Source organism: Nocardia sp. NPDC060249 (genome assembly GCF_042728755.1).
In the GTDB taxonomy this organism is placed as follows: Bacteria; Actinomycetota; Actinomycetes; order Mycobacteriales; family Mycobacteriaceae; genus Nocardia.
The window spans coordinates 428,478-454,483 of record NZ_JBHXAQ010000003.1; the positions used below are offsets into that span (position 1 = coordinate 428,478).

The 26,006-nt window shown below is 67.8% G+C and carries 26 protein-coding genes; 8 read left to right on the forward strand and 18 right to left on the reverse strand.

From position 1 onward, the window contains the following. Positions 1-144 precede the first annotated feature (144 nt). Positions 145-432 carry a YiaA/YiaB family inner membrane protein gene (locus tag ACFWFP_RS15740; protein WP_056818759.1) on the forward strand — a complete coding sequence of 96 codons (288 nt, stop codon included), beginning with the start codon at positions 145-147 and terminating at the stop codon, positions 430-432. A 46-nt stretch (positions 433-478) separates the two neighbouring features. Here the strand turns inward: ACFWFP_RS15740 and ACFWFP_RS15745 are convergent, their stop codons facing one another. Together ACFWFP_RS15745 and purL are read right to left on the reverse strand one after the other, a co-directional pair. Continuing rightward, positions 479-2,173, reverse strand: coding sequence for an alpha/beta hydrolase (locus ACFWFP_RS15745; protein WP_379295574.1), 1,695 nt, complete (start codon positions 2,171-2,173; stop codon positions 479-481). A gap of 96 nt (positions 2,174-2,269) precedes the next feature. Then, on the reverse strand, positions 2,270-4,564 hold the full coding sequence (purL, locus tag ACFWFP_RS15750; protein WP_379295576.1) for a phosphoribosylformylglycinamidine synthase subunit PurL: 2,295 nt from the start codon (positions 4,562-4,564) through the stop codon (positions 2,270-2,272). A 163-nt stretch (positions 4,565-4,727) separates the two neighbouring features. On the opposite strand from purL, the gene ACFWFP_RS15755 reads away from it, so the two are divergent. Then, complete coding sequence (locus ACFWFP_RS15755; protein ID WP_379295578.1) at positions 4,728-5,984, forward strand: glycosyltransferase 87 family protein; 1,257 nt, start codon at positions 4,728-4,730, stop codon at positions 5,982-5,984. A gap of 31 nt (positions 5,985-6,015) precedes the next feature. Here ACFWFP_RS15755 and ACFWFP_RS15760 read toward each other — a convergent pair whose 3' ends face one another. Together ACFWFP_RS15760 and ACFWFP_RS15765 are read right to left on the reverse strand one after the other, a co-directional pair. After that, positions 6,016-7,308: a M18 family aminopeptidase gene (locus tag ACFWFP_RS15760; RefSeq protein WP_379295580.1), complete on the reverse strand. Its 1,293-nt coding sequence runs from the start codon at positions 7,306-7,308 to the stop codon at positions 6,016-6,018. A gap of 60 nt (positions 7,309-7,368) precedes the next feature. Beyond that, complete coding sequence (locus tag ACFWFP_RS15765; protein WP_379295582.1) at positions 7,369-7,806, reverse strand: MarR family winged helix-turn-helix transcriptional regulator; 438 nt, start codon at positions 7,804-7,806, stop codon at positions 7,369-7,371. A 60-nt stretch (positions 7,807-7,866) separates the two neighbouring features. On the opposite strand from ACFWFP_RS15765, the gene ACFWFP_RS15770 reads away from it, so the two are divergent. Beyond that, positions 7,867-8,940: a substrate-binding domain-containing protein gene (locus ACFWFP_RS15770; protein ID WP_379295584.1), complete on the forward strand. Its 1,074-nt coding sequence runs from the start codon at positions 7,867-7,869 to the stop codon at positions 8,938-8,940. A gap of 16 nt (positions 8,941-8,956) precedes the next feature. Here the strand turns inward: ACFWFP_RS15770 and purQ are convergent, their stop codons facing one another. Next, on the reverse strand, positions 8,957-9,634 hold the full coding sequence (purQ, locus tag ACFWFP_RS15775; RefSeq protein ID WP_379295586.1) for a phosphoribosylformylglycinamidine synthase subunit PurQ: 678 nt from the start codon (positions 9,632-9,634) through the stop codon (positions 8,957-8,959). Then, complete coding sequence (gene purS / locus ACFWFP_RS15780) at positions 9,631-9,867, reverse strand: phosphoribosylformylglycinamidine synthase subunit PurS (protein ID WP_056818769.1); 237 nt, start codon at positions 9,865-9,867, stop codon at positions 9,631-9,633. Before purS ends, purQ begins: the two co-directional genes overlap by 4 nt. Before the next feature lie 97 nt (positions 9,868-9,964). On the opposite strand from purS, the gene ACFWFP_RS15785 reads away from it, so the two are divergent. Continuing rightward, positions 9,965-10,609 (forward strand): MBL fold metallo-hydrolase, encoded by a 645-nt coding sequence (locus ACFWFP_RS15785; RefSeq protein WP_379295588.1) that lies wholly within the window; start codon positions 9,965-9,967, stop codon positions 10,607-10,609. A gap of 1 nt (position 10,610) precedes the next feature. On the opposite strand, the gene ACFWFP_RS15790 is transcribed toward ACFWFP_RS15785, so the two are convergent. From ACFWFP_RS15790 to ACFWFP_RS15810, 5 genes are all read right to left on the reverse strand, one after another. Further along, positions 10,611-11,957: a dipeptidase gene (locus tag ACFWFP_RS15790; protein WP_379295590.1), complete on the reverse strand. Its 1,347-nt coding sequence runs from the start codon at positions 11,955-11,957 to the stop codon at positions 10,611-10,613. Positions 11,958-11,968: 11 nt separating this feature from the next. Continuing rightward, positions 11,969-12,406 (reverse strand): hypothetical protein, encoded by a 438-nt coding sequence (locus ACFWFP_RS15795; RefSeq protein WP_379295592.1) that lies wholly within the window; start codon positions 12,404-12,406, stop codon positions 11,969-11,971. Beyond that, entirely contained in the window at positions 12,403-13,827 is a 1,425-nt protein-coding gene (locus ACFWFP_RS15800) for an APC family permease (RefSeq protein ID WP_379295594.1), read from the reverse strand. The genes ACFWFP_RS15795 and ACFWFP_RS15800 overlap by 4 nt, the downstream gene beginning before the upstream one ends. A 133-nt stretch (positions 13,828-13,960) precedes the next feature. Beyond that, positions 13,961-14,662 carry a DUF2334 domain-containing protein gene (locus ACFWFP_RS15805; protein WP_379295596.1) on the reverse strand — a complete coding sequence of 234 codons (702 nt, stop codon included), beginning with the start codon at positions 14,660-14,662 and terminating at the stop codon, positions 13,961-13,963. A gap of 74 nt (positions 14,663-14,736) precedes the next feature. Then, positions 14,737-15,384 carry a nitroreductase family protein gene (locus tag ACFWFP_RS15810; RefSeq protein ID WP_378990602.1) on the reverse strand — a complete coding sequence of 216 codons (648 nt, stop codon included), beginning with the start codon at positions 15,382-15,384 and terminating at the stop codon, positions 14,737-14,739. A gap of 141 nt (positions 15,385-15,525) precedes the next feature. Between ACFWFP_RS15810 and ACFWFP_RS15815 the strand changes: the two genes are divergently transcribed. Then, positions 15,526-15,978 (forward strand): MarR family winged helix-turn-helix transcriptional regulator, encoded by a 453-nt coding sequence (locus ACFWFP_RS15815; RefSeq protein ID WP_379295598.1) that lies wholly within the window; start codon positions 15,526-15,528, stop codon positions 15,976-15,978. Between the two features lie 40 nt (positions 15,979-16,018). On the opposite strand, the gene ACFWFP_RS15820 is transcribed toward ACFWFP_RS15815, so the two are convergent. Then, entirely contained in the window at positions 16,019-18,166 is a 2,148-nt protein-coding gene (locus ACFWFP_RS15820; protein WP_379295600.1) for a S9 family peptidase, read from the reverse strand. A 146-nt stretch (positions 18,167-18,312) separates the two neighbouring features. Between ACFWFP_RS15820 and ACFWFP_RS15825 the strand changes: the two genes are divergently transcribed. Further along, positions 18,313-19,350 carry a DUF2330 domain-containing protein gene (locus tag ACFWFP_RS15825; protein ID WP_379295602.1) on the forward strand — a complete coding sequence of 346 codons (1,038 nt, stop codon included), beginning with the start codon at positions 18,313-18,315 and terminating at the stop codon, positions 19,348-19,350. A gap of 21 nt (positions 19,351-19,371) precedes the next feature. Here ACFWFP_RS15825 and ACFWFP_RS15830 read toward each other — a convergent pair whose 3' ends face one another. From ACFWFP_RS15830 to ACFWFP_RS15855, 6 genes are all read right to left on the reverse strand, one after another. Beyond that, complete coding sequence (locus ACFWFP_RS15830; protein WP_379295604.1) at positions 19,372-20,304, reverse strand: alpha/beta hydrolase; 933 nt, start codon at positions 20,302-20,304, stop codon at positions 19,372-19,374. A gap of 163 nt (positions 20,305-20,467) precedes the next feature. Beyond that, complete coding sequence (locus tag ACFWFP_RS15835) at positions 20,468-20,890, reverse strand: HIT family protein (RefSeq protein WP_379295606.1); 423 nt, start codon at positions 20,888-20,890, stop codon at positions 20,468-20,470. A gap of 82 nt (positions 20,891-20,972) precedes the next feature. After that, entirely contained in the window at positions 20,973-22,394 is a 1,422-nt protein-coding gene (gene purB / locus ACFWFP_RS15840; protein WP_379295608.1) for an adenylosuccinate lyase, read from the reverse strand. A gap of 6 nt (positions 22,395-22,400) precedes the next feature. Continuing rightward, positions 22,401-23,054 carry a TetR/AcrR family transcriptional regulator gene (locus ACFWFP_RS15845; RefSeq protein WP_101464611.1) on the reverse strand — a complete coding sequence of 218 codons (654 nt, stop codon included), beginning with the start codon at positions 23,052-23,054 and terminating at the stop codon, positions 22,401-22,403. 157 nt (positions 23,055-23,211) lie between these two features. Continuing rightward, entirely contained in the window at positions 23,212-24,375 is a 1,164-nt protein-coding gene (locus ACFWFP_RS15850) for a pyridoxal phosphate-dependent aminotransferase (RefSeq protein WP_379295610.1), read from the reverse strand. 33 nt (positions 24,376-24,408) lie between these two features. After that, positions 24,409-24,744, reverse strand: coding sequence for a hypothetical protein (locus ACFWFP_RS15855; RefSeq protein WP_379295612.1), 336 nt, complete (start codon positions 24,742-24,744; stop codon positions 24,409-24,411). A gap of 64 nt (positions 24,745-24,808) precedes the next feature. Here ACFWFP_RS15855 and ACFWFP_RS15860 point away from each other — a divergent pair, with 64 nt between their 5' ends. Together ACFWFP_RS15860 and ACFWFP_RS15865 are read left to right on the forward strand one after the other, a co-directional pair. After that, positions 24,809-25,717, forward strand: a complete 909-nt coding sequence (locus ACFWFP_RS15860; RefSeq protein ID WP_379295614.1) for a M23 family metallopeptidase — start codon at positions 24,809-24,811, stop codon at positions 25,715-25,717. Positions 25,718-25,800: 83 nt separating this feature from the next. Further along, positions 25,801-25,983 (forward strand): YegP family protein, encoded by a 183-nt coding sequence (locus tag ACFWFP_RS15865; protein ID WP_378631730.1) that lies wholly within the window; start codon positions 25,801-25,803, stop codon positions 25,981-25,983. Positions 25,984-26,006 lie beyond the last annotated feature (23 nt).

Genomic DNA, 26,006 nt, shown 5'->3' on the forward strand with positions numbered 1-26,006 from the left:
AGCGTGCTCGGTCACCGCCCCAGTATGGCGGCCGGTAGAAGACAATCACCGGATTTGTGACTGCGGAGCCGCTCACAAACTACGTACCGCACTCGAGTAGTTGTACGCGCGATCGCGCCATCGCGGATCAGCACACTGAGAACCATGAGCACAAACACCAAGCCGAAGAACACCTCGGCCTACATGGCCCAGGCCGCGATCGCGTTCGCTGTCAGCCTGTTCGGGACCGGCGCCGGAATCGCCTATCTGCCGCTGGACGGCTGGCAGCGCGCTTTCCTGGCGATGTCGGGCCTGTTCCTGGTGACCAGCTGCTTCACCCTCGCCAAGGTCGTGCGCGACCAGCAGGAGACTCAGTCACTGATCGGGCGGATCGACGAGGCGCGGCTGGAACAGCTGATCGCCGAACACAATCCGTTCAAATCGGTGTCGTGAGCCGAGCCGGGCGGCGCCGATCGAGGGGTTCGGCGCCCCCGGTTCGTCACTTCAACTGACGCTCGGTGGCCATGGATTCTTCGAGGAACACCCGAATCCGGGCAGCCAATTCCGGTGTGTAGTCCGATGGCTGGGCCACCGCGGCCCACGCGTCGGGCACCAGGTTGCCGTAGTTGTGACCGTGCCCGTCCGAAACCGTCTGCGCGCGCGGCAGATCCGCCGCGACCTGCCAGAACGTGACGATCGGATACCACGACATCGCCGGCGACACATCGGGTCCGCGCTTCTCCCGCAACCAATCCGGCTGGCTGAACAGCAGATCCGGCGACCACCACACCACCGGGTCGGAAGCGTGTTGCAGGTAGGTGATGCGCGGGTCGTTCCAGGTCGGCGTCGGCCGGGCCAGCTGATCGGCGGCGGCGGCGAACCGCACCGACATCCCGTCGGCGTAGATCGGGGTGATCTCGTCGGTGCCCGGGTCACGTCTGGCCACGAACTCCGACCACAGCCGGTTGGAGTTGGGCGGTCCCACCCACAGCACGCCGTCGGTGCGGTTACGGATGTCGGCCAGACCGGAGAACGCGCCCTCCGACCCCTGCGAACCGAGGCTCTCGCCGTAGACGAGCAGCTTGGGCCTCGCGTCTTCGGGCAGCGCCGACCAGCGGTCGTACACCTTGTCGAACAGCGTGCGCCCCATGGTCATCGACTTGTCCCGGTCGGACAGGAACGACAGCGCGCTGGGCAGATACGAGTACTGCGTCGCCACCAGCGCGGTGTCGCCGCCGAACATCAACTCGATCGCCTCGGCGCTGATCGTATCGACCCAGCCGGTGCCGGTGGTGCTGATCACCACCAGCACTTCGCGTTCGAAGGCCTTGGTGCGGTCGAGTTCGGCGATGGCCACGTCGGTCTGCGCCTCGACCCCGTCCGCGGATTCCAGCCCCGCGTAGACCCGAATCGGTTCGCGCGCAAGCTTTCCGGTGACCTGCCCGATCGCGAGAGCGGTCGGCGCGTTCGCGACGAACCATCGGCCTTCCGAACCCAGCGTGTCCCACTTGGCCAACGACTCAGGGCTGCCGGAACGTTCGGGCAGGGTCGGCTGGACCGCGTTCGGTGAGGTGTGGCTGTTGCGCGCGCTGAACGCCGAATTGGCTACGGCGAAGAACCCTTTCGCCAGCACGCCGTTGAACAACAGCACCGCGGCCACCAGCACGACGATCACCCCGAGTGGCCGCGCGAACGCCGCCGGAATCCGCACCCACTGGTTCAGCGCCCGCGCCACCGCGCGCACCAACCGCACCGCCAGACGCGAGATCCAGATCAGCAGACCGACCACCACCGCGCCGACCAGTACCGTGCGCGGATACCCCGCGTCCGACACCGGCTCCATCCCCATCAGGTCGGTGATCTGCCGTTGCCACTTCGAGGACTGGACGCTCATCAGCACCGCGAAGATCAGGCACGCCACCACGACCGCACTCTGCAGCGCCACCGGCAACCAGCTCGGCCGCCGGGCCCATGCCGTGCGCACCCGCTCGGGCCAGGTGATGCGTGGCGCGACCCATTTACGCCAAGCCCACGCCAGCAAGCAACCGAGCCCGTAGCCGATCGTGGCGTTGATGCCGCTGACCAGACCCTGGAAGAACCAGTCACGCGGCAGCAGCGAGGGTGTCAGCGACAGCCCGAAGAACAACGTCGCCACGACAAGGCCGACGTAGTTGGGATGAAAAAACCTCTCCACCAGGTGAATTCCCCTGATGAAGAGGTTCTCGCGAACTGCCGGTGGAGAAGCCGTGCTCGTATCCTCAGTGGTCACAAGCTCGACTCCTCTGTCCGATCAGGCGGTGTGCGCTCCGAACAGCTTAGGCAGCGTGGCTTCGAATGCCTCGCGCAATTCGGCGAGTGTCACGGAGAACTGACCCTGGACCTCGACCGAGTCCGAGCCCTGGTCCACCACACCGATGCGCACCCACGGCAGCTGCCGCGCGTCGCACATCTTGGTGAACCGGGTCTCCTCCGAGCGCGGCACGGCGACGAGCACGCGCCCGGCCGACTCGGAGAACAGCTGCACGAACGGGTCCGAACCTTCGGGGAGCACGATGCGGCAACCGGTTTCGCCCGCGAGCGCGGCCTCGATGACGGTCTGCGCCAGACCACCCTCGGACAGGTCGTGCGCGGCGGAGATCATGCCGTCACGCGAACCCGAGGTGAGCACCTCCGAGAGCAGCTGCTCACGGGCGAAGTCGACCTGCGGCGGCACGCCACCGAGGTGGTCGTGCACGACCTGCGACCAGATCGAGCCGTCCAGCTCGTCGCGGGTGTCGCCGAGCAGGATCAGCGACTCGCCCGGCTCGAGGCCGAGGCCGGTCGGGATGCGGCGGTGCACATCGTCGATCACGCCGAGCACGCCGACCACCGGGGTCGGCAGGATGGCGTCCTTGCCGGTCTGGTTGTAGAAGCTCACGTTGCCGCCGGTCACCGGAATGCCAAGAGCCGCACAACCATCCGCGAGACCGCGCACGGCCTGCTGGAACTGCCACATCACGCCCGGATCCTCCGGCGAACCGAAGTTCAGGCAGTTGGTGACGGCCTTGGGGGTGGCGCCGGTGGTGGCGACATTGCGGAACGCCTCGGCCAGCGCCAGCTGCGCGCCGGTGTACGGGTCGAGCTTGGTGTAGCGGCCCGACGCGTCGGTGGCCAGGGCGATGCCGCGGCCCGAGGACTCGTCGATGCGCACGACGCCCGCGTCGGCGTGCTCGGCCAGCACGGTGTTGCCGCGCACGTAGCGGTCGTACTGCTCGGTGATCCACTTGCGGCTGCACAGCTGCGGGCTGGCGATCATCGTGAGCAAGGTCTCGCGCAGCTCGTCGCCGGTCTTGGGCCGGGTCAGGGTGGCGGTGGTGTCGGCGATCAGCGCGTCCTGGGTGTCGGGGCGCTGCACGGGGCGCTCGTACACCGGGCCCTCGTGGGCGACGGTGCGCGGCGGCACGTCCACCACGGTCTCGCCGTGCCAGGTGATCACGAGGTGGTCGCCGTCGGTGACCTCACCGATGTCGGTGGCCAGCACGTCCCACTTCTTGCAGACGGCCATGAACGCGTCCACGTTCTCCGGTGTGACGACCGCGCACATGCGCTCCTGCGATTCGCTCGACAGGATCTCGGCGGGGGTCATGTGCTTGGCGCGCAGCGGGACCTTGGTCAGGTCGATGTGCATGCCGCCGTCGCCCGCGGCGGCGAGTTCGGAGGTGGCGCAGGACAGCCCGGCGCCGCCGAGGTCCTGGATGCCGACGACCAGCCCGGCCGCGTACAGGTCGAGACAGCACTCGATGAGCACCTTCTCGGTGAACGGGTCGCCCACCTGCACGGCGGGCAGCTTCTTGCGGCCGGTGCCGGACTCGTCGCCGGAGAAGGAGTCCGAGGCGAGCACGGAGACGCCGCCGATGCCGTCGAGGCCGGTGCGCGCGCCGAACAGGATGATCCGGTTGCCGTTGCCGGAGGCGAAGGCCAGGTGCAGGTCCTCCACGCGCATCGCGCCGGCGCACAGCGCGTTCACGAGGGGGTTGCCCTGGTAGGAGGCGTCGAAGACGGTCTCGCCGCCGACATTGGGCAGGCCGAGCGAGTTGCCGTAACCGCCGACGCCGCGCACCACGCCGTCGACCACGCGACGGGTGTCGGGGGCGTCCGCCGCGCCGAAGCGCAGCTGGTCCATCACCGCGATCGGGCGCGCGCCCATGGCCATGATGTCGCGCACGATGCCGCCGACGCCGGTGGCCGCGCCCTGGTACGGCTCCACGTAGGACGGGTGGTTGTGGCTCTCCACCTTGAAGGTGACGGCCCAGCCGTCGCCGATGTCGACCACGCCGGCGTTCTCGCCGATCCCGGCCAGCATGGATGCCTTCATCTCGTCGGTGGTGGTTTCACCGAAGTAGCGAAGATGCACCTTGGAGGACTTGTAGGAGCAGTGCTCGCTCCACATCACCGAGTACATCGCCAGCTCGGCATCGGTGGGCCGACGGCCCAGAATCTCCTTGATGCGGGCGTACTCGTCGTCTTTGAGACCGAGTTCCTTGTACGGCTGCGGAGCATCCGGGGTGGCTGCGGCGGTAGCGACGGTGTCGACCTGCAGTGTCACGGGAGACCAGGGTCCTTTCGGCCGGGGGGAACTTGATCTGCAGAGTCTAATGGTTGCGGGGTAACCGTCTGCCGCCCGTACTGCCCTCACGCTGGGGAGGTGGCCGGATTCGGTCTGGTCACACTTGCGGTTGGGGCATCGGAGTACCCGTTATTCTGGCGCCGTGAACGAAAGTCCGGGGGTTACCGAGCAGGTCGAGCCGCGTATTCCCGATCCCGGCAACCCGGACCGCCAACGACGCCGGCTGACCGTTGCCATCGGCTTGTTCGTGGTCTCCGCCGCCGTCGCGCTGCTGGCGCACTGGTGGCACGGATTCATCGACCTGCAGGTCTACCGCAACGGCGCGCGGGTGTGGCTCGACGGCGGCGACCTGTACGGCCCGATGCCGCCGGTGTACGGGCTGGGGTTGCCGTTCACCTATCCCCCGCTGGCCGCGATGTTCTTCGTGCCGCTGGCCCTGATGCCGTTGGTGGTGGCCGAGGTCGTCGTGCTGCTGACCTCGCTGGCGAGCCTGGGGATCGTGCTGTGGCTGGTGCTGGTTCGCGTGCGCCCCGAGCTCGACCGGATCTCGGTCCTCACCGTGCTGATCGCCGGACTCGGCCTCGCCCAGTACCTCGAACCGATCCGCCAGACCGTGAACTTCGGCCAGATCAACCTGATCCTGATGGCCGCGGTCGCCCTCGACATTCTCGTGCGCAAGCCGTTCTGGCCGCGCGGGATGCTGATCGGCATCGCGGTGTCGATCAAGCTGATTCCGGCGGGCTACCTGCTGTATTTCCTGCTCCGCCGGGACTGGAAGGCCGCGGCCACCATGGTCGTCTCGGCCGCGGGCGCGGTGGGCGTCGGCTTCCTGCTGTTCCCCAAGGACTCGGTCGAGTACTGGTTCCACACCGTCTCCGACACCGGCCGCATCGGCACGCCCTACTTCGCGGGCAACCAGTCGATCAAGGGCACCCTGTTCCGCCTCGGCATGAACGAGTCGCTGGCGACGGGCCTGTGGCTCGGCCTGTCGGCGGTCACCATCGCGCTGGCCGCGGTGTGGATGTACCGCCTGATCGGGGTGGGTAACGAAGTCGGTGCGCTGCTGGTGAACGCGGCGGCCGTGCTGTTGATCTCACCGGTGTCGTGGTCGCATCACTGGGTCTGGGTCGCGCCCGCGCTGGTCGTCGCGGTCAGCCTGGCCGTCAGCCGCCGCTCCCGCGCCTTCACCACTCTCGTCGCCGTGTTCACGGTGATGTTCATCGTGGGCCCGCAGTGGGTGTTGCCACATTCGGGCGACAAGGAACTGGCCTGGGCCTGGTGGCAGCAGATCATCGGCAGCAGCTACGTGTGGACCACGTTCGCCGTGATCGTCTACGCGGTGATCACCTATCACCCCAGCCGAAAGCCCTCGGCTACCCCGGAACTCGCGACGGCCTGACCCCGGTATCCGAGGCCGGACCTCGCCGCTGTCAGTCCGCCGGTTCCGGGGTCAGGAACGCCGCGAGGGCCGAGGCGTAGGCGGGAACGTCGGCGGCGCCCATGAGTTCGCGGCACGAGTGCATGGCGAGCTGGGGCGCGCCCACGTCGACGGTCGACATGCCGGTGCGAGCCGCCGTCATCGGGCCGATGGTCGAGCCGCAGGGCAGATCGGCCCGATGGACATACCGTTGCAGCGGCACGCCTGCCTGCGCGCACGCGAGAGCGAACGCGCCCGCGCCCGCCGCGTCGGTGGCGTAGCGCAGGTTCTGATTCACCTTGAGCACCGGCCCACCGCCGACCTCGATGCGATGCGCCGGCTCGTGCCGGTCCGGGTAGTTCGGGTGCGTCGCGTGCGCCATATCACCGGAGGCGACCACCGAACCGGCAAGCGCGGCAAGGTAATCCGCGCGCCCACCACCACGGGCCAGCACGATCCGCTCCAGCACGGCGGGCAGCAGATCCGATTGCGCCCCACGATCGGACTGGCTCCCGACCTCCTCGTGGTCGAACATCACCAGCACCGCCGTCGCCGCACCCGGCTCGTCGGCGGCCGCGAGGAAAGCCTGCAATCCGGCGTAGCAGGTGCCCTGGTTGTCGAGCCGCGGCGCGCTCACCAGATCGAGGTCGCGACCGACGATCGTGCTCGACGCGAGGTCATGGGTCATCAGTTCCCAGCCGAGCACATCGGCGCCGTCGACCTCGGCCCGCTCGGCGACGAAGTCCAGGAACGAGGCCGGTGCGTCGCCGATTCCCCAGATCGCGTTCACGTGCCGCTGCGGGTCGAGGGTGACCCCACGCCGGTCCTCGGACAGATGGATGGCCAGCTGCGGCACCCGCAGGATCGGCTCGTCGATCCGCACCAGCACGTCGCGCATCCGCGCGCCCTCGCGCACACTGAGCCGCCCCGAGAGACCGAGCTCGCGGTCCAGCCAGGAGTTCAACCAGGCACCGCCGTACGGCTCCAGCCCGACGAGCTGCCACCCCGCCCCCGCCAGATCGGGATGTTGCTTCACGCGCAGGTTGGGGCTGTCGGTGTGCGCGCCGACCACCCGGAACGGAGCAGCGGGCACGGCGTCGTAGTCGGCCCACGCGATCAGCGAACCACCGCGCACCACATAGTGTTTCCCGCCCGCGTCATCCCACGCCGACGCCTCCGTCAACGGCGTGAACCCGTTGCCGTCGAGCTCGGCCGCCACCGTCGCACACACGTGGAAGGGCGAGGGTGACGCATCGATGAAGGCACACAATCCGCTGGCCGTGGCCGCTGTCAGGGAAACCGGCATCCTGCGATCCTAGGCACGATGCCGCGCCCCGGCACCCCGTCCCGGAATACCGCGCTCGGATCAGTCGTCGTGTTCGCCGATCACCGCGAGCGCGGTGAGTAATTCGCCGTAGCGGCGATTCCCCAGGCGGCAGCGCAGTTCTTCCTCCGCGAGCTTTTCCTGCGCGCGGATCCTGGCGGCCAGTTTGGCCCCGAGACTGCTCAAGCCGATCAGGATCCGGCGACGATCGTCGGTGGCGGCGACCCGGAAGATCAAGCCGCGTTCGGCGAGATTGTCCGCGTGCCGGGTGGCCGAGGACGGGGCCAGCCGCGCCTGGGCGGCCAGTTCCGACATCGTCATCCCGTCGTCGGTGGACAACTGCGACAGGATCGCCCAGTGATCGGCCGTGAGATTGTCAGCCGACAGCGCCGATTCGAGCCGGCCTACCCAGTTGCGCTCCGCGGAGCGCAGGGCGCCGTGCAGCGTGGAATACCCACTTATGATGGACACCGATCGCATTCCCACCTGCCGAGAAATTCATTCGAACAACCCTGTTCGCACTTGGCGATAGAGTACAGAATGCCCTCGTCGGATCAGAGCCGGGATGAAACGATCGAGATTCTCTCGATTGTGCCCACACAAGGCCCCGGCGGCATCATCGCGCCATCGTGTACCGCGGCGATTTCCCTGGCAGTAGACGAAATCAATAGCGGCACAGGAATTCTCGGCCGTGAAATCCGTCTCACCACCCTCGACGGCGGCCGCGAACCACACGAGGTCGCCACCGAGGTAGCGGCCTTCCTGGCCACCGGAATGGTCGGCGCGATCACCGGTTGGCACACCTCGGCGGTACGTCGAGCCGTCGCCGAGGCCGTGGACGCCCGCGTTCCCTACCTCTATGCCACCGATCACGAGGGCCTGCCCGACGAACGCCCCGGCGTCCTGCTGGTCGGCGAACATCCCGACCACCAGACAGTTCCCGCGGCCGCGTGGATGGCCCGCGAGCTGGGCGTGCGTCGCTGGGCGGTCATCGGCAACGACTACATCTGGCCCCGCCGAACCGCCCGTGCCCTGCGCCGGTCCCTGCCGAATCCCTACGACATCATCGTCGAGCACTACGTGCCTCTCGGCACCACCGATTTCGGCGATTTCCTTGGCAACCCGACGCTGCTGCTCGCCGACGCGGTCCTGATCCTCATGGTCGGCGCCGACACCGCCCGCTTCAATCGCCAGTTCTCTGCCACCGGCCTGCCCGCCATGATGCCCCGGCTCAGCCCGGCGGTCGACGAGAACGTCCTGCTCAGCGCGGGCCCGTCGGCGAACGCCAACCTCTATGTGGCCTCGAGTTTCTTCCTCGACAACCACAGCGCCGAGGGCCGCTCCCGGCGCGCCCGCTACCACCGGCATCAGGGCCGATTCGCCCCCGCGCTGACCACTTTCAGCAATTCCACCTACGAAGCGATCCACCTGCTGAACACCCTGGCCGACACCACCGGCACCCTCGACGTGCAGACCATCATCGCGGCGGCGGAAACCGGCCTGGTGCTGGACGGCCCCGCCACCCGCCGAGGTTTCCTGGGCAATCAAGCAGTAGGCCCCGCCCACCTGGCAATGGCGAACGGGGTCGACTTCGACATCATCGACACGCTCTAGTGCCGATGCGGGGTTGTCAGGCCTTGACGAAACTATCGATCACCGAGAAGAACATGCCGAGGCCGTCGTCGCTGGGACCCGTCAATGCCTCGGTCGCGTGCTCGGGGTGCGGCATCAGACCGACGACGCGCCCGTTGGCCGAGGAGATCCCGGCGATCCCGCGCTGCGAACCGTTCGGGTTGTCACCGGCGTAGCGGAACACCACGCGGCCTTCGCCTTCGAGTTCGTCGAGCACCTTCTCCGAAGCCTGGAAACGCCCCTCGCCCGACTTCAGCGGAACGAGAATCTGCGCACCCGGCTCGTACCGCGAGCTCCACGCGGTATCGGTGCCTTCGACCTTCAGCCACTGGTCGCGGCAGATGAAGTGCAGCCCTTCGTTGCGGGTCAGCGCGCCCGGCAGCAGCCCGGCCTCACACAGCACCTGGAATCCGTTGCAGATGCCGAGCACCGGCAGACCCTGCCCGGCCGCGCGAACGACCTCGCCCATCACTGGCGCGAACCGTGCGATCGCCCCACAGCGCAGGTAGTCGCCGTAGGAGAACCCACCGGGCACGATCACCGCGTCGACACCCTTGATATCGGCATCGGCATGCCACAGGCTCACCGCCTCAGCGCCGGCCAACCGCACCGCGCGCGCAGCGTCGACGTCATCGAGCGTGCCCGGGAAGGTAATAACACCAATACGTGCGCTCACGAGACCCGAACGACCTTCCAGTCCTCGATCACCGTGTTCGCCAGCAGCGCCTCGGCGATCTGCTCGAGCTGAGCGTCCGACACGCTGTCGTCCACCTCGAGCTCGAATCGCTTGCCCTGCCGCACATCCGAGATTCCGGCGAATCCCAGACGCGGGAGCGCGCCGACCACGGCCTGTCCCTGGGGGTCCAGAATCTCGGCCTTCGGCATGACCTCGACCACGACTCGTGCCACGCGTTGCTCCTCAAGTGATGTGGGGGTTACCTCGGAAATCTTAGTTGACCGGGCCGTCGTGCCCGCGTTCCGGGGTCACGGCGGCTTAGCATCGGGTATGCGCATCGCCCACTTCGGTCATTCCTGCATCCTCGTGGAACTGCACGGCGTGAAAGTGCTGTTCGACCCCGGAACCTTCGCGCACGGTTTCGAGGGCATCACCGGCTTGGACGCGATCGCGGTGACCCATCAGCACCCCGACCACATCGATCCGAATCGGATCGGCGCTCTCATCGAGAACAATCCCACGGCCCGGCTGCTCTCGGATCCGCAGACCGCGCAGCAGCGCAGCGAGGGCTGGGAGCCGGTGTCGGCCGGTCAGGTGCTCGATATCGGTGAGTTACAGATCACCGGCGGCGGTGGCAGGCACGCGGTGATCCACCCGGAGATCCCGGTGATCGACAACACTGTCTTCCAGCTCGGCACCGAGGCCGACCCCGCCCAGCTGGTCCACCCCGGCGACTCGCTCTGGGTGCCGCCGGTCCCGGTCGGCGTACTCGCCATCCCGGCCGTCGCCCCGTGGATGCGCATCGCGGAGGCCGTCGACTACCTACGCGCCGTGAACCCCCGCACCGCGGTGCCCATCCACCACGGCATCATCACCCCGTCGGCCCAGGGCATCTACTTCGGCAGACTGACCGAGATGGCCCCGGCCGGCACCGAGTTCCGGGTCATCGAACCCGAGGACCAGGGCCAGTTCTGAGTCAGCGGTAGCTGGTCAGGAACAACGCCTCGGCCAGTGCCATGTGCTCGATCTCGCTGGGGTCGACGCTCTCGTTGGGCGCGTGGATCAGGCATTTCGGCTCTTCGACGCCGATCAGCATGATCTCGGCCTTCGGGTAGGTATCGGCGAAGACGTTGCACAGCGGGATCGACCCACCCTGCCCCTCGGTGGTGACGTCACGACCGTAGGAGGTCGCCATCGCCTTTTCCATGGCCGAGCGGGCGGGGCCCTGCGTGGACGCGACGAACGGCTCGCCGAGCGCCTCGACCTCGATGTCGAGTTCGGCGTTCCACGGCACGTGCGCGCGCAGGTGCTTCGCCAGCAGGTCGTAAGCCTGCTCGGGCTCGGTGCCCGGCGGAATGCGCAGGTTGAGCCTGGCCCTGGTGCTCGGCTGGATGGCCGCCGACGAGCCGACCACCGCGGGCACGTCCATCCCCAGCACGGTCAGCGCGGGCCGCGCCCACAGCATGTCGGACACGGTTCCGCTGCCGAGCAGGCCGACACCGTCGAGCACACCCGCGTCCGATCGGAAGTCCGCCGGCGGATACTGCGCGCCGGTCCACGTCTGATCGCCGGTGAGCCCGTCGATCGTGGTGTTGCCCTCGGCATCGCGCAACGACGACAGCAGCTGGATCATCGCGGCGAGCGCGTCCGGCGCGGGGCCACCGAACATTCCCGAATGCATCGGCCCTTCCAGCGTTGTCACTGTCAGCACCACATTCACCATTCCGCGCAGGGTCTGGGTGAACGTCGGCACCCCGACCGCGAAATTGCCGCAGTCGGCGACCAGGATCGCATCCGATTGCAGCAGAGCGGGATTGGCGACGACGAACTTCTCCAGACCGCCGGTGCCCTGCTCCTCCGACCCCTCGGCCACCACTGTGATGCCGATCGGGAAGTCGGGTCCGATCGCGCGCAGGGCGGTCAGATGCGTGACGATATTGCCCTTGCAGTCGGCCGCACCACGCCCGTACCAGCGTCCGTTCTTGTCGGTCAGCGTCCAGACCGGTGTCTTCCACGCGGCATCGTCGAGCGGGGGCTGTACGTCGTAGTGGCAGTACAGCAGCACCGTCGGCGTTCCGGGCGGCCCCGGCTTCGACGCGATGACGGCCTTGCTGCCGTCGGGCGTCTCGTGCAGGCCGACCTCGGTCAACCCCGCCGCGGCGAACGCGTCGGCCACCCACTGCGCGGCCTGCTCACACCCTTCCGGTGGGAACTGGCGCGGATCGGCGACCGATTCGAACGAAACGAGCTGGGCCAGATCCTTTTTCGCCTGGCCCATCAGCCCGGAAACCTTGCCGCGCAGCGCCGTCACATCGTCGGTCATCTCTTCGCGCCTCACTTCGTCGTATCGTCGAGTTTCAGGGTGTCGAGATGAGAAAGATAGTCCTGCAGGCGATCCGGGCAGTAGGTGGCGATCGTGAGCGCCACCGCCTCGGCGGTGGCGCGCGGGCCGATCACCGGACGCTGGCCCGGCCCGGCCGCGCCGTTGGTGATCGAGGCCTGATACTTCGCCTTGATCATGGGCGAACTCGGGTCCTGGCAGACCGACCCGCCGTCGTCGCCGAGCGCGTCGGCGATCACGTTCGCCTCGGGTGCGGGCAGACCCGCGGCGACCAGATTGCTGTGCAGCTGTTCGGCTTTCGCGCTCGCCTGGGTGTTCTCGCGGATCGCGGTGAAGGTGAACAGCCCGATCAGGGCGAACACCACGAGCAGCCCACCGGAGGTGATGTAGATCCAGCGTCGCTTGTGGTCGGGGGCGTCTCCGGTCGTCATGCCTGCTGCCCTTCCGGTACGGCGAATTTCCAGCTGTCCCTGCGGTTTCGGTAGAACAGATACGGAATGAGCAGGCCGACGATGCCGAGGCCGCCACCCACGATGAGCACGTACACCCACGGGCTGCCCGCGCCGAACTGCGAGGGCGGCACGAAGCCGATCGTGAACGCGGCGATCGAGGAGGCCGCGCCGAGCGCGCACAGCGCCATCAGCGCGGGCGCCCGGTAGCCGCGCGGGTGGTCCGGATCGTCGCGACGCAGCTTGGCGGCCGCGGCGAACATCAGCACGTACATGATCAGATACACCTGCGTGGTGATCACCGACAGAATCCAGTACGCGCTGGAGACATCGGGGATGAAGGCGTAGAGCAACGCGATGAACGTGGTGAACACACCCTGCGCCACGAGCATGTTCTGTTGCACGCCGTGTTTGTTGAGCCGGGTCAGGAACGGCGGCAGATACCCCTCGCTGCGCCCGATCAGCAACAGCCCCTTCGACGGTCCGGCCAGCCAGGTCAGCATGCCGCCGACGGCCGCGGCCACCAACGCGATGCCGACGATCGGGGTGAGGAAGCCGATTCCGAAGTGCGCGAAGAAGGCGTCGAAGGCCTGCATCACACCCGCGGTGAGGCTGAGGCTCGCCGCGGGGACGACCCAGCTGATCGCCAGCGCGGGCAGGATGAAGATCACCAGCACCAGGGCCATGGACAGGAACATCGCCTTCGGGAATTCCTTGGCCGGGTTCCTCAGCGACGACACGTGCACCGCGTTCATCTCCATGCCCGCGTAGGACAGGAAGTTGTTCACGATCAGCACCAGGCTCGCCAATCCGGCCCAGGCGGGCAGCAGATGCGACGAATCCATCGGCGCCGCGGACGGATTGCCCTGCGCCAGGAAGACCAGGCCGAGCACGACCAGCAAGGTGCCCGGGATCAGCGTGCCGATGATCAGGCCCATGCTCGACAGCCCCGCCACGGTCTTGGTGCCCTGCGAGGACACGTACACACCCGCCCAGTAGACGGTGATGATCACGATCGCCACATACAGGCCGTTGGAGGCCAGCGACGGATGAATGATGTACGCGAAAGTGCTTGCCACATAAGCGAGCAGGCTCGGATAGTAAAAGATCGTCATGGCGAACTGGCACCAGACGGCAAGAAATCCGAGCGGCTTACTCAACCCCTGACTGATCCATTGATAGACACCGCCCTGCCATCCCGACGCGAGTTCCGCGGCGACCAGCGAGGTCGGCATCAGAAATAGAATCGCGGGAATGACATAGAGGAATACACAGGCCAATCCGTACACGGCCATGGTGGGCGCTGATCGCAGACTCGCCACCGAACTCGTGGTCATCAGCGCCAATGTCACCCAGGACATATATTTCGTCGTCGTCGCGACTTTCGTCGACGTGCCCGTCATCAGCGCTGCCTCCTGCTGTGTTCACACAACTAGCGGAAACCACTCGATCAACGGATGAATGATAAATCGCGTAGGGAGGTATCGAGGCCACCGCCGCGCGCTCATCGCCGGTACGCGCGCGGCGGTGGCGGGGTCAGGCGGCTCGAACAGCCGGGAAGGACTCCCAGCGGTACACGTCGCTGTGGGCGCCGTGATAGAGCGCGAGGTCGACAGCGTCGAGCATGGCCTGACGCGGCCCCGACCGCTGCAACTGCGCCGCCGACACGGCCAACCGCAGCACGCCGCCGCGTCGAGCGGTGCGCGCGGCGCCCATCACCAGCGCCCGGCACCACCACGGCTCGGCACGAAATCCCTCGCCGATCCCGTACACCCGAGCACGCTGGGCGACATCGCGTTCCAGGTCGAGCATGCTGGTGAGCCCGAACGCCATTCGGAAGCCCACGTCGGGCAGCGCCGCGAGCGCGCCGCTCGAGGCGTCCCAGCGCGGCGCGGCGAACAGCCGGGTGCGCAGTTGCACCCGCTCCATCACCCGATCAGCGGCCTTGAGTCGCAGCGTCGCCTCGTGGCGGGGCAGATCGGCGAACTCCGCGCGCCGCGCCTTGGTGGCGGCCTGGTCGTAGCCGTGCAGCACGATCGCGTCGCCCTCGAGGCGCCGACCGCGCAGCCACGACTGCGTCGCCGGGTCGTCGACCAGCCGGTACTTTCCTTTCAATCGCGGCGCGACCAGCAACGACAGCCGCACGCCCCGCGCGTCCATCTCCGCGGCGAACTCGATCGCGGCATCGCGAGTCGTATCCCGGATCCCCGACACCGAAACGATCAACTCAGCGTTCATGGACCCACGGTGACAGCTCGAGGTGACGCAGGCGTGCTACCCCGATGACGCCACGACGAATTCCGCCGCACTTCTCACCATCCCTGCCAGTGCAGTACCTGTTCGCGCGGCACCCGCACCGCGGGTTTGAAGTCGGTGCCGATCGTGAACGCCAGCGGCAGAAAGGCCGCGAGCATGACCTTGTCGTACGGAACGCCCAGTACCGCGGCGAGTTCCCGTTCCAGGGGCGCCTGCGCGGTGGTCCACACGGTGCCGAGGCCGCGGGCTCGCGCGGCGAGCATGAAACTCCACACCGACGGCAGGATCGAGCCCCAGGTACCCGCCTGGACTTCCACCGAGGCGCGGTCGGTGCGGCCTTCCACAGCCGGGATCACGAAGGCGGGCACCCGGTGGATGTTGGCCGTCAGATAGCGCAAGCCGTCGAAGACCCGCTCGGTGGAGCGCGGGGACACGTTCATCCGTTCCGCGTCCCGCGCGGTGAGCGGCGTCCCCTGGCTCAGCGGCAGCGACCGCCGGAAGATGTCGGCCAGCTCGCCACGGCGCGCCTTGTCGGTGACGACCAGAAAGTGCCAGCGCTGCCGGTTGCGCCCGGTCGGCGCCTGGGTGGCCAGGTCGACGCACTCCTCGATGAGCGACCGGGGCACCGGCCGATCGAAGTCGAGCCGTTTGCGCACCGCGCGGGTGGTCGACAGCAGCTGGTCCGGGGTCAGATCGAGAGTCATGGGCGCTCCTCGTGCCACGCAGGAATCGTCTGGCACCGGACAATCTGCGCTCAGACGATTATGACGCTAGAGCGCTAACCATCTTCCGTCAAACAATCTGTGCACAGATGATTTAATGAAGGCACGGACCCGAGGAGTCACATGCCGCCCAAGCCGACCTACTTCCCCCAGCTCGCCGCCGAACGACCCGACATCGCCCTGTGCCGGGCATCGACAGCCCTCGCGCGCGCGGCGGAAGCACACGCGAGCGCGCAGGGTCTCGGCGTCGGCCAGCACCTGGTACTGAAGATGCTCGCCGAGGTCGGCGCCTGCTCCCAGCAGGCACTGGCCGAGGAACTGCGCATCGACCGCAGCGTGATGGTGACGGTCTGCGACGACCTCGAATCATCCGGATACGTTCGGCGCGAACGCAACCCGCTCGACCGCCGCTCCTACGCCGTGACTCTCACCCCCGCGGGCACCGATCGCCTGCGCAGCGCCGAGGCCGCCACCCCCGCCTTCCTCGACAGCGCCTTCGCCGCGCTGACCCCCACCGAACGCACCCAGCTCACCGCGTTGCTCGGCAAGCTTCTCCTCACCGAACCCCGGTCCTGACAGAAAAGTGGGCCCCGGCCGAAGCCGGAGCCCACGCGGATCACGCGTCCGCGAGACCCACTCGGTCGAGGACCCAGGCGTACTCGAAGCCGACTTCCTTCCACTTCTCGTAGCGCCCGCTCACACCACCGTGGCCTGCGGTCATCTCCGTCTTGAGCAGCACCTCGTTGTCACCGGTCTTGGTGGCGCGCAGCTTGGCGACCCACTTGGCCGGTTCCACGTAGAGAACGCGGGTGTCGTTGAGGCTGGTGATCGCCAGGATGGCCGGGTAGTCCTTGGCCTCGACGTTCTCGTAGGGCGAGTACGACTTCATGTACTCGTAGACGTCCTTGTCGGCCAGGGGATTTCCCCACTCGTCCCATTCGATCACCGTCAGCGGCAGCGACGGGTCGAGGATGGAGGTGAGGGGGTCGACGAAGGGCACATTAGCGAGAATGCCGGTGAACAGTTCCGGCGCCAGGTTGGCGACCGCGCCCATCAGCAGCCCGCCCGCGCTGCCGCCGTCGGCGATCAAGCGGTCGGACGCGGTGGCGCCGGTATCGATGAGATGGCTCGCGCACGCGACGAAGTCGGTGAAGGTGTTCTTCTTCAGCAGCGTCTTGCCGTGCTCGTACCAGAGTCTGCCCATCTCGCCGCCGCCGCGCACATGCGCCACCGCGAACACCATGCCGCGATCGAGCAGCGAGAGCCGCGACACCGAGAACGACGGATCGATGCTGGCCTCGTAGGAGCCGTATCCGTACAGCAGTGTGGGTTTCGGCCCGTCGGGCAGCCCGCTGCGCTTGATGATCGAGATCGGAATGCGGGTGCCGTCGGTGGCGACAGCCCAATCCCGGTGCTGCTCGTAGTCATCGGCGTCGTAGCCGCCGAGCACCGGCTGCTCCTTACGCAGCAGCAGCTCGCCGGTGGCGGGCACGTAGTCGAACACCTGCATCGGCGTGATGAACGAGGTGACCCCGACGCGCAACGTCGGCTGCTCCCACTCCGGGCTCGAACCAGCACCGGCGGAGAACAATTCGAGGCCGAAGTCGAGCTCGGTCAGCTCGCCGAAGCCCTCCGGCGTGAGCGGCCACACCGACAGGCGCGGCAGCGCGTCCCGCCGGTAACCGAGCACCAGATGGGTGGCGAAGGCGTCGATGTCCTCGAGCCGCACGTCCTCGCGATGCCCGATCAGGGTCGTCATGTCCGACGGATCGGTGGCGGGCGCGACGGCGAGGACGAAGTTCTCCGCCTTCACTCCGTCGACCACGTCGTTGTGCAGGATCAGGAATTTGTCCTCGCCCGCGATCACCGCGTGCTCGGCCGAGTACTCCACGCCTTCGCGACGCGGCAGCAGCACCCGGAACTCGCCCTCGGGGTTGTCCGATTCCAGGACCCAGCCCTCGGTGGTGATCTTGGAACCGAGCCAGACCATCAGGTACTTCTCGGAGCGGGTCGCGCCGACGCTCACCCAGTAGCGCTCGTCGGGCTCGTGGAACACCGTCACATCGGCGTCGGACCCGGTGCCGACGCGGTGGCGCCACACGGTGTCGGGCCGCCACGACTCGTCGACCGTCTGATAGAAGATGTGCGTGCCGTCCAGCGACCAGGTCGCCCCCGGCGCCGCGCCGGCCACCTCGTCGGCCAGCAGCTCACCGGTGCGCAGATCCTTGATGCGCAGCGTGTAGCGCTCGTCGCCGGAGCTGTCCACGGAGTAGGCGAGCAGGTTGCCGTCGTGGCTCAGCGAGAACGCGCCGAGCGCGAAGAAGTCCAGCCCCTCGGCGAGGATATTGCTGTCGAGCAGCACCTGCTCGCCCTCGATCGCCGAGCCGACCTCCAGCTGGGGCGGCGTCCAGGCGTCGATGCCCTCGGCTTTCGCGTCGACGGGACAGCGGCAGTGCACGCCGTACTGTTTGCCCTCGAAACTACGCGAGTAGTACCAGTAGTCGCCCAGTCGCGTCGGCACCGAGAGATCGGTTTCCTGCGTCCTGGCCTTGATCTCGTCGAAGATCTTGTCCCGCAGGGGCTGCAGCTGGTCGGTCTGCGCCGCGGTGTAAGCGTTCTCCGCCTCCAGGTACGCGATGACCTCGGGGTCTTCCTTGTCCCGCAGCCACTCGTAGTCGTCGACGAACGTGTCACCGTGGTGGACCCGCTCGAAGGGCGCCCGCTTCGCGATCGGCGCCGACACGGTCTCATTCTCGCCAGCCATCCGTCCACCGTAGCCGCCCCACTCCAACCGGGCCCGCCAACTCGGCCGTCAACGACCGGCGGCACCGGGCTCACGCCGGCCGCGCACCCCATGACTGAGTATTTCTGCGCATCTGCCGAAGGCCCGGTGTGCGTAGCCTGACCCGCATGGGGATGCGGTACGCAGTGCGTTCGTTGGTCGTGACCGCCGGGGTTGCTCTGGCCGCTGGATCGGGGGCGGTGCTGCCGGCGAACGCGTGCGCGTGCGGCGGCGTGGTGAGCGCGGACAGTTCGGCGCGGGTGAACAACGAGTCCGCGATCCTGGGCTGGGACGGGCGGCGTGAGACCGTGCTGATGCGGTTGGGAATGCAGTTCACCGGCGCCGACGCGGCCCTGATCGTGCCGACGCCCACCCCGGCGACCGTCTCGGCAGGCAGTGCGGACTCGTTCAGGGAGCTGTCGCGCATGACCGCACCCGAGCGGGTCACCGAGTACGACTGGTTCGGCAGCGGTTCGCTCGGCGGCGACGCGTCCGGCGCCGCTCCGGGTTCAGGTCCCGACGTGCTGAGTCAGGTGCAGTTGGGCCCGCTGCAGGCGACCACTTTGCGCGGCGGCGATCTCACCGGTGTCCGAGAGTGGCTCGACACCAACGGTTATCAGCTCCGACCCGAGGTGAGCGCCACGCTCGATCCCTATCTCCGCGAGGGCTGGTCCTTCGTCGCCATGCGCCTCACCAGCGCGAAGCCCCTCTCCGGGGCCCTGGACCCGGTCCGTCTCACCTTCGACTCCGACCGCCTCGTGTACCCGATGCGCATGTCGTCCGCGGCGACCACACCACAATCGGTCCACCTCTACGTCTTCAGTGACCACCGGGTGGCACGCATCGACCCCGATGTCGAACCCCACACCATCACCACCGAATTCGCCTCTCCGGTCGGCGAACCCGGCGACCCGGTCCTGAAAGAGCTTGCCGCGAGCGGCAACTACCTCACCGAACTCTCGATCTACATCCCCGATCCGGCGACGATCACCAGCGATTTCCTCCTCGGCCCCGCGCCCGAGGATGTGCCGGTACGGGACCGGGTGGTGAGCAAGGAATACGTCGAAATCCTCGGTCTGCCCGCGGGTTACGTCCTGATCGTCGCCGGGCTGTCGCTGATCGGCGTGATCGCGAGCGTCGTCCTGCGTCGACGCTCCGCGAGGTGACCCGAACGCGTGGGGAGATTCTCAAGCCCCGAGCGCGGGGGCGAGGACCGGCCACGACGCGTGCAGGGCGTCCTGCCAGTAGGACCAGGAATGTGTGCCCACCGGGTGGTAGTCGATCCTGGCACCGATGCCCGCGGCGCGCAGGCGCTGGTCGAAGGCCACCATGCAGGTGTTGACGCCGAGCTCGATGGGTCCGCCGAGGAAGATGTTCTCGGCCAGCGTCGGCTTGAGTTCGGCCTCGTGCGGGCCGGGGATGCCGGTGCCGGTCGACATGTACAGCGCCTTGCCGCGCAGCCCATCGAGCATCAGGGCCGGATCGTGCGCTGCCCACTCGGGGCTGCCGGGCGCGCCCCACATGTTGCCGGGATTGCCGCCACGGTTGACGATGGAGAACATCATCGCGCCCGCCGCCATCGCGATGTCCGGACAGGCGCTGTAGCCGGCTACGGCACGGTAGAGGCCGGGGTGGCGAGCGGCCAGGATGTAGGCCGCGTTGCCGCCCATCGACAGCCCGCCGATGCCGTTCAGCCCGTTGCCGTTGAACTGACCGTCGATCAGGCCCGGCAGTTCCTGGGTGAGGAACGTTTCCCACTTGTACCGGCCGAAACGCGGATCATCGGCGATCCAGTCGGTGTAGTAGCTGGCCTGGCCGCCGATCGGCAGCACCACGTTGACGTTCTTGCCGCGGAAGAAGGCCTCGGCGTCGGTGGCGTTGGTCCAGGTGCTCTGGCCGATGCCGGGGTCGAGGCCGTCGAGCAGGTAGTACGTGCCGCGCGAGCCACCGCCCGCGGGGTGCAGGACCTGGAGATCAACGTTGCGGCCCATCGCGGGCGAGGTGACGGTGATCGCCGTCCGGTGCGGACTCAGTTCGGTGACTCCGATGATCTGCGCCGCGGACGCCGTCGTGGGGTGAACCACCGCCGGTCCGAGCACACCGAGAGCAACTGTCAGCACTGCAGCAGCAACACCTGTACGACGCACGATCTACCCTCCGTAACCGCATGCCAGTGACAGTCCAAGGTAACCCACGGATGAACGAATCGGAAGCATTCGGCGTTTCGGGCGTTTCTTCAGCAAACTTCACGGTTTCCCACGACCGCTCCGCCCGGAATTCGGATCAGCGGGTGAGGGCGCCCCGAATCGAACCGGCCAGGTAGTCGAGATCCGCCCGCGCGGGCGACGTCGGCCGCGCACGCAGACCGAAGCCGTCACCGGGCGTTCGCGGGATCACGTGCAGGTGCACATGGAAGACCTCCTGCCCCGCCGTAACCCCGTCGGCGAGAAAGAAATTCACCCCGTCGGCCGCCACTTCACTGCTGCGCAGCGCGGCGGCGATCCGCTGCCCGACCTGAAAGAGCTTGCCGCCCAACGCGGGATCGAGATCGGCCAGACTCGGTGCGGGCACTTTGGGCACCACGAGCACATGCCCCGGCGTCACAGGACGGATGTCCATGAAGGCGAGCATGTCGTCGTCCTCGTAGACCTTCGAGGACGGGGCGGCTCCGGCGATGATGTCGGCGAAGATCGTGTACGGATTCACCCGGACACGGTAGCGGCCTCGACGCACGAAAGCCCGCCACCGGCGCCGAAAAGGCGGCAGTGGCGGGCTGATTCGCACGGGACTACAGAATCGGCGACGGCGTGTAGCGCGCGGCTTCCGGATTCGCCTCCACCAGCTTCTGCACCTGCGCGACGACCTCGGCGACCTGGTCCGATGCCGCGCCGATGAACGCCGCCTTGTCGGCCAGCGCCGCGTCGAGTCCGGCGCGGTCCAGCGGCATCCGCGCATCGGCGGCGAGACGATCCAGCAGGTCGGGTTCGCGGCCCTGCTCGCGCATGGCCAGCGCCACCGCCACCGCGTGCTCCTTGATGACCTCGTGCGCGGTCTCGCGGCCGACGCCCGCGCGCACCGCCGCCATCAGGATCCGGGTGGTCGCCAGGAACGGCAGGTAGCGGTCGAGCTCACGCGAGACCACCGCCGGGTAGGCGCCGAACTCGGCGAGCACGGTCAGGAAGGTCTCCATCTGCCCGTCGATGGCGAAGAACGCGTCGGGCAGCGCGACGCGGCGCACCACCGAACAGAACACGTCGCCCTCGTTCCACTGGGCACCCGCCAGCTCGGCGGCCATCGAGCCGTAGCCGCGCAGGATCACCTGCAGGCCGTTCACCCGCTCACACGAGCGCGTGTTCATCTTGTGCGGCATCGCCGACGAGCCGACCTGGCCCGGCTGGAACCCCTCGGTGACCAGCTCATGACCGGCCATCAGCCGAATCGTGTGCGCGAACGACGACGGCCCCGCGCCCAGCTGCACCAGCGCCGACAGCACATCGTGATCGAGCGAGCGCGGATACACCTGCCCCACGCTGGTGAACACATTCGCGAAGCCGAGGTGGGTGGCCACCTGCTGCTCGAGGGCGGCGAGCTTGTTCGCGTCACCGTCGAGCAGGTCGAGCATGTCCTGGGCGGTGCCCATCGGGCCCTTGATCCCGCGCAGCGGGTAGCGGTCGATCAGGTCGCGCACGCGCGCCAGGCCCACCAGCATCTCGTCGGCGGCGGAGGCGAAGCGCTTACCCAGCGTGGTGGCCTGCGCGGCGACATTGTGCGAGCGCCCGGCCATCACCAGGGTCTGGTATTCGGCGGCCCGCTCGGCCAGTCGCGCGGCGATGGCGATGCCGTGGCGGTAGACGTGCTCGAGCGACAGCCGGATCTGCAGCTGCTCGACGTTCTCGGTGAGGTCACGGCTGGTCATGCCCTTGTGCACGTGTTCGTGCCCGGCGAGCGCGTTGAATTCCTCGATCCGCGCCTTCACGTCGTGGCGGGTGACCCGCTCACGCTCGGCGATCGAGGCCAGGTCGACGTGGTCGATGACGCGTTCATAGTCGTCGACAACCCCTACGGGGACATCGATTCCGAGTTCGGCCTGCGCACGCAGCACCTCCAGCCACAGCCGGCGCTCGAGCACGATCTTGTGCTCGGGCGACCAGAGCGCGACGAGCTCCGGGCTGGCGTATCGGGTGGCGAGGACATTCGGGACGAGGCTCACGAGCACTCAGTCTAATTGCCGCACCCGTTCGGCCTGCTGGGGCATCATGTTGGGGACCACGGGCGGGGCGACGATATCGATCATTTCGAGCAGACCGGCCCTGGCGGGCCTGCGAGGTTCGGGGTGGCCTTCGATCAGCGCGGCGACCACCGCGCCGTCGACGACGGCCACCATCCTGCGTAACTGCTCGGGGCGCACCACTCGGTCGGAGCGGCGCAGCACGTCGGCGAGCAGTTCTTCGAGCTGGGTGCGTAGTCGGAGCTGGACCTCACGTAACTCGGGGTGACGGGCCGACGCCACGGAACGCTCGTAGCGGGCGATGAGCTGGCCGCGGGCGTCGAGGTCGCCGTCGTCGGGGCCGACGAGCACGTCGAGCACGAGCTCGACCGTCGCCTCGGTGCCGCGCCTGCGATGACTGACCTCACCGACGCGGCGGCGCATCGCGTCGAGTTCGATCGCGCCGCTGAACTCGACGGCGCGGGCGATCAGATCCTCCAGCGATTCGAAGTAGTAGGTGGTCGACGCGAGTGGAAGATCGGCTCGGGAGGCCACCGAACGATGTCGCACGGCGTCGAAGCCGCCTTCGAGCAACAGCTCAGCCGCCGCCGCCACCAGAGCCTGCCGACGTCGTTCGCCTTTCGGGGTCGTTGCGGTGGTCACCGTGCAGGAGTGCCAGTCATCATCAGTTCAACCGTGCGCAATCGTCATCGGGGAAACACTGGGAATTCGGGATAACTGAGTTTTACCGTATCCCGGCACAGATGTGTTCGTACTACGCAAAGTTGTTGTCGCACATCACTGTTGACAAGTGTCCAGATCAGCCCTTCAGGTACCGTCCCAGACGCTCCAGTGCTGCGGCGATGTCGTCGGTGGCACCCGCGAAGGAAAAACGGACCGTGTGGTTTCCATTTGTGGTGTCGAAATCCAGTCCGGGCGCCAGCGCGACGCCGGTTTCGGTGAGTACCTCGGCGCACCAGGCGCGGGAATTATCGGTCAGATGACCAATATCGGCGTAGGCGTAGAAGGCGCCGTCGGCGGGCGCGAGATCGGTGATTCCGATCGCGGGCAGACCCTCCAGGAGCAGCGCCCGGTTGCGCGCGTACCGGCGCACATGCCCGTCCAGCTCATCCTTGGCTTCCGGCCCGAAAGCGTGCACGGCCGCGTACTGGGAGATGGCGGGCGGGCACACCGTCATATTCGACGCCAGCCGTTGCAGCGCCGGGCGCAGGTCGGCCGGGGCCAGCATCCAGCCCAGCCGCCAGCCGGTCATCGAGAAGTACTTCGACACCGAACCGATCACCACCGATTCGCGGGAGAACTCCCACGCCGAGGAGGTCGGCGTGCTCGCCCCCGCGTAGGTGATGCCGTGATAGATCTCGTCGGAGATCAGCAGCGTGCCGTGCTGTTCGCACCAGCGGGCCAGCGCGGCGAGTTCGGCGGGGTCGATCATGGTGCCGGTCGGATTGGCCGGACTGGCCACCACCAGACCCGCGGGCGGTTCGGGCAGGGCCTCGAGCATCGCCACGGTCGGCTGGAATCTGGTCTGCGGGCCGCAGTCCAGTTCGACGACCTCGCAGCCGAGCGCGGACAGCGTGTTGCGGTAAGCGGGATAGCCGGGGCGCGCCACCACCACGGTGTCGCCCGCGTCGAAGGCGGCCAGGAAGATCAGCGTGAAAGCACCCGACGACCCGGTCGTCACCACCACCTCGTCCGGGTGCACGTCGTAGCCGTAGGTCTCGCTGTGATGCCCCGCGATGGCCTCGCGCAGCGGCAGAATGCCGAAAGTCTCGGTGTAGCCCAGCAATTCGTGATCGATCGCGGCCCTGGTCGCCCGCAGCACCGGCGCGGGCGCCTGCGTGGACGGCTGCCCCGCCGCGAGCACCAGCACATCGCCGTGCGACCTGGCGCGTTCAGCGGCCGCTTTCCACACATCCATGACGTAGAAAGGGGCAATGGCCGACCGGCGCGATTCTCTGGACACCCGAGAGACGGTAGAGCACCCGATTGCCGACGTTCACGGATATGGTCGGCACAATGGCTCCGACAGCGAATACGCAGCCACCGACGCGACCCCCGCGGTCACGTCGGGGCCGGGGCGCGGGGGCGGGATGAAGCGGACAGGAACGGCGCGGAACGTGCGGGCGAGCACGCCCGAGGACAGCGTGGACACCGAATCCGGGCAGCCCGCCGCCGACATTCGCGCGTCCGGCGGGGACGCGGAATCGACAGCGACGGGCGGGTCCGCGGGAGACACTGAGACGGCGAACGCGTCGACAGCGGGTAGCGGCTCAGCCGAGTCGACGCGATCGAGAACCGGTGCGCGTGCGAGCCGTCGGGCTGTCAGCGTCAACGGCCGTATCTTGCAGGCGAACTGGCGGGAGCAGTTGCCGTCGAAGGTAGCGGCGCGCGATCGTATGACGGAGTGGGCCGCGCGGTACCCGATGGTCGGGGAGATCGCCGGTGAGCTGCGCAGCGGTGAGGTGCGCAAGGTCTTCTGGCGGCGGCCGAAGGCGCAGGCGCAAGACCTGTGGGCGCGCCGGCCGAGTCGCGATCGGGTGCGTGAGGTGCTGGTCGAGCGGCGCGTACTCATCGCCGGGATGGCCGCGGTGGCGGTGTTCGTGGCAGCCGACGGACAGTTCGGCGCCGTCGTCGACGGTCCCCCACCCGCACCCGGCGAAGCGATCCACGTCGCCATCGCCTATCCCCCGCAACTGCTCCCCAACCCACAGTCGGCGACCCGCCTGCTCGCTGCCATCGACGCGGGTGAGAAGCGCCGCGAGGCACAAGTGGTCGCCGCGGCGGCCCGTGCCACGCTCGAACGCGCGAAAGCGGAAGCGGCGGCCGCGGCATCGGGCGCATGGCAGGACTGGATGGGCCAGCGCGCCCCGGTGGTCCCCGGCGCGATGGTGCCGGTGCCCGGCTCGACCCCGTCCGTCGGCGGGTTCAGCCTGCCCGCCAAGGGCGCGTTCACCTCCGGCTTCGGCTCGCGCTGGGGCACCATGCACCGCGGCATCGACATCGCGGGCCCCATCGGCAGCCCCATCTACGCCGTCGCCGACGGCACCGTGGTGGAGGCGGGTCCGGCGCAGGGTTTCGGCCTGTGGGTGCGCATCCGCCACGACGACGGCACCATCAGCATCTACGGCCACATGTACGACTTCTTCGTCTCCCAGGGCGAGCGCGTCCCCGCCGGAATGCAGATCGCGCGCATCGGCAATCGCGGCGATTCCACCGGCCCGCACCTGCATTTCGAAATCGTGCAGAACGGCCAACATGTGGATCCGCAGGCCTGGCTCGCGATGCATGGATTGCGTCTCGATTGACATCGCGTCGAGACCACCCACATCACGAGAACGTTAATGTGAGACCTGTCGAGTGTTTTCCTCCGAACCGAAGCGAGGCAACCATGGCAGGCAAGTTCGAGGTGTTCAAGGACAAGGCGGGAAAGTTCCGTTTCCACCTGAAGGCCGGCAACGGCGAAATCGTCCTCGAAAGTCAGGGATACGAAAGCAAGGAAGGCGCCAAGAAGGGGATCGCCTCCATTCAGACGAATGCTCCGAACGCCCAGATCCTCGACCTCACCGCCTGATCGGCGCAGCCGCGCAACGGTTC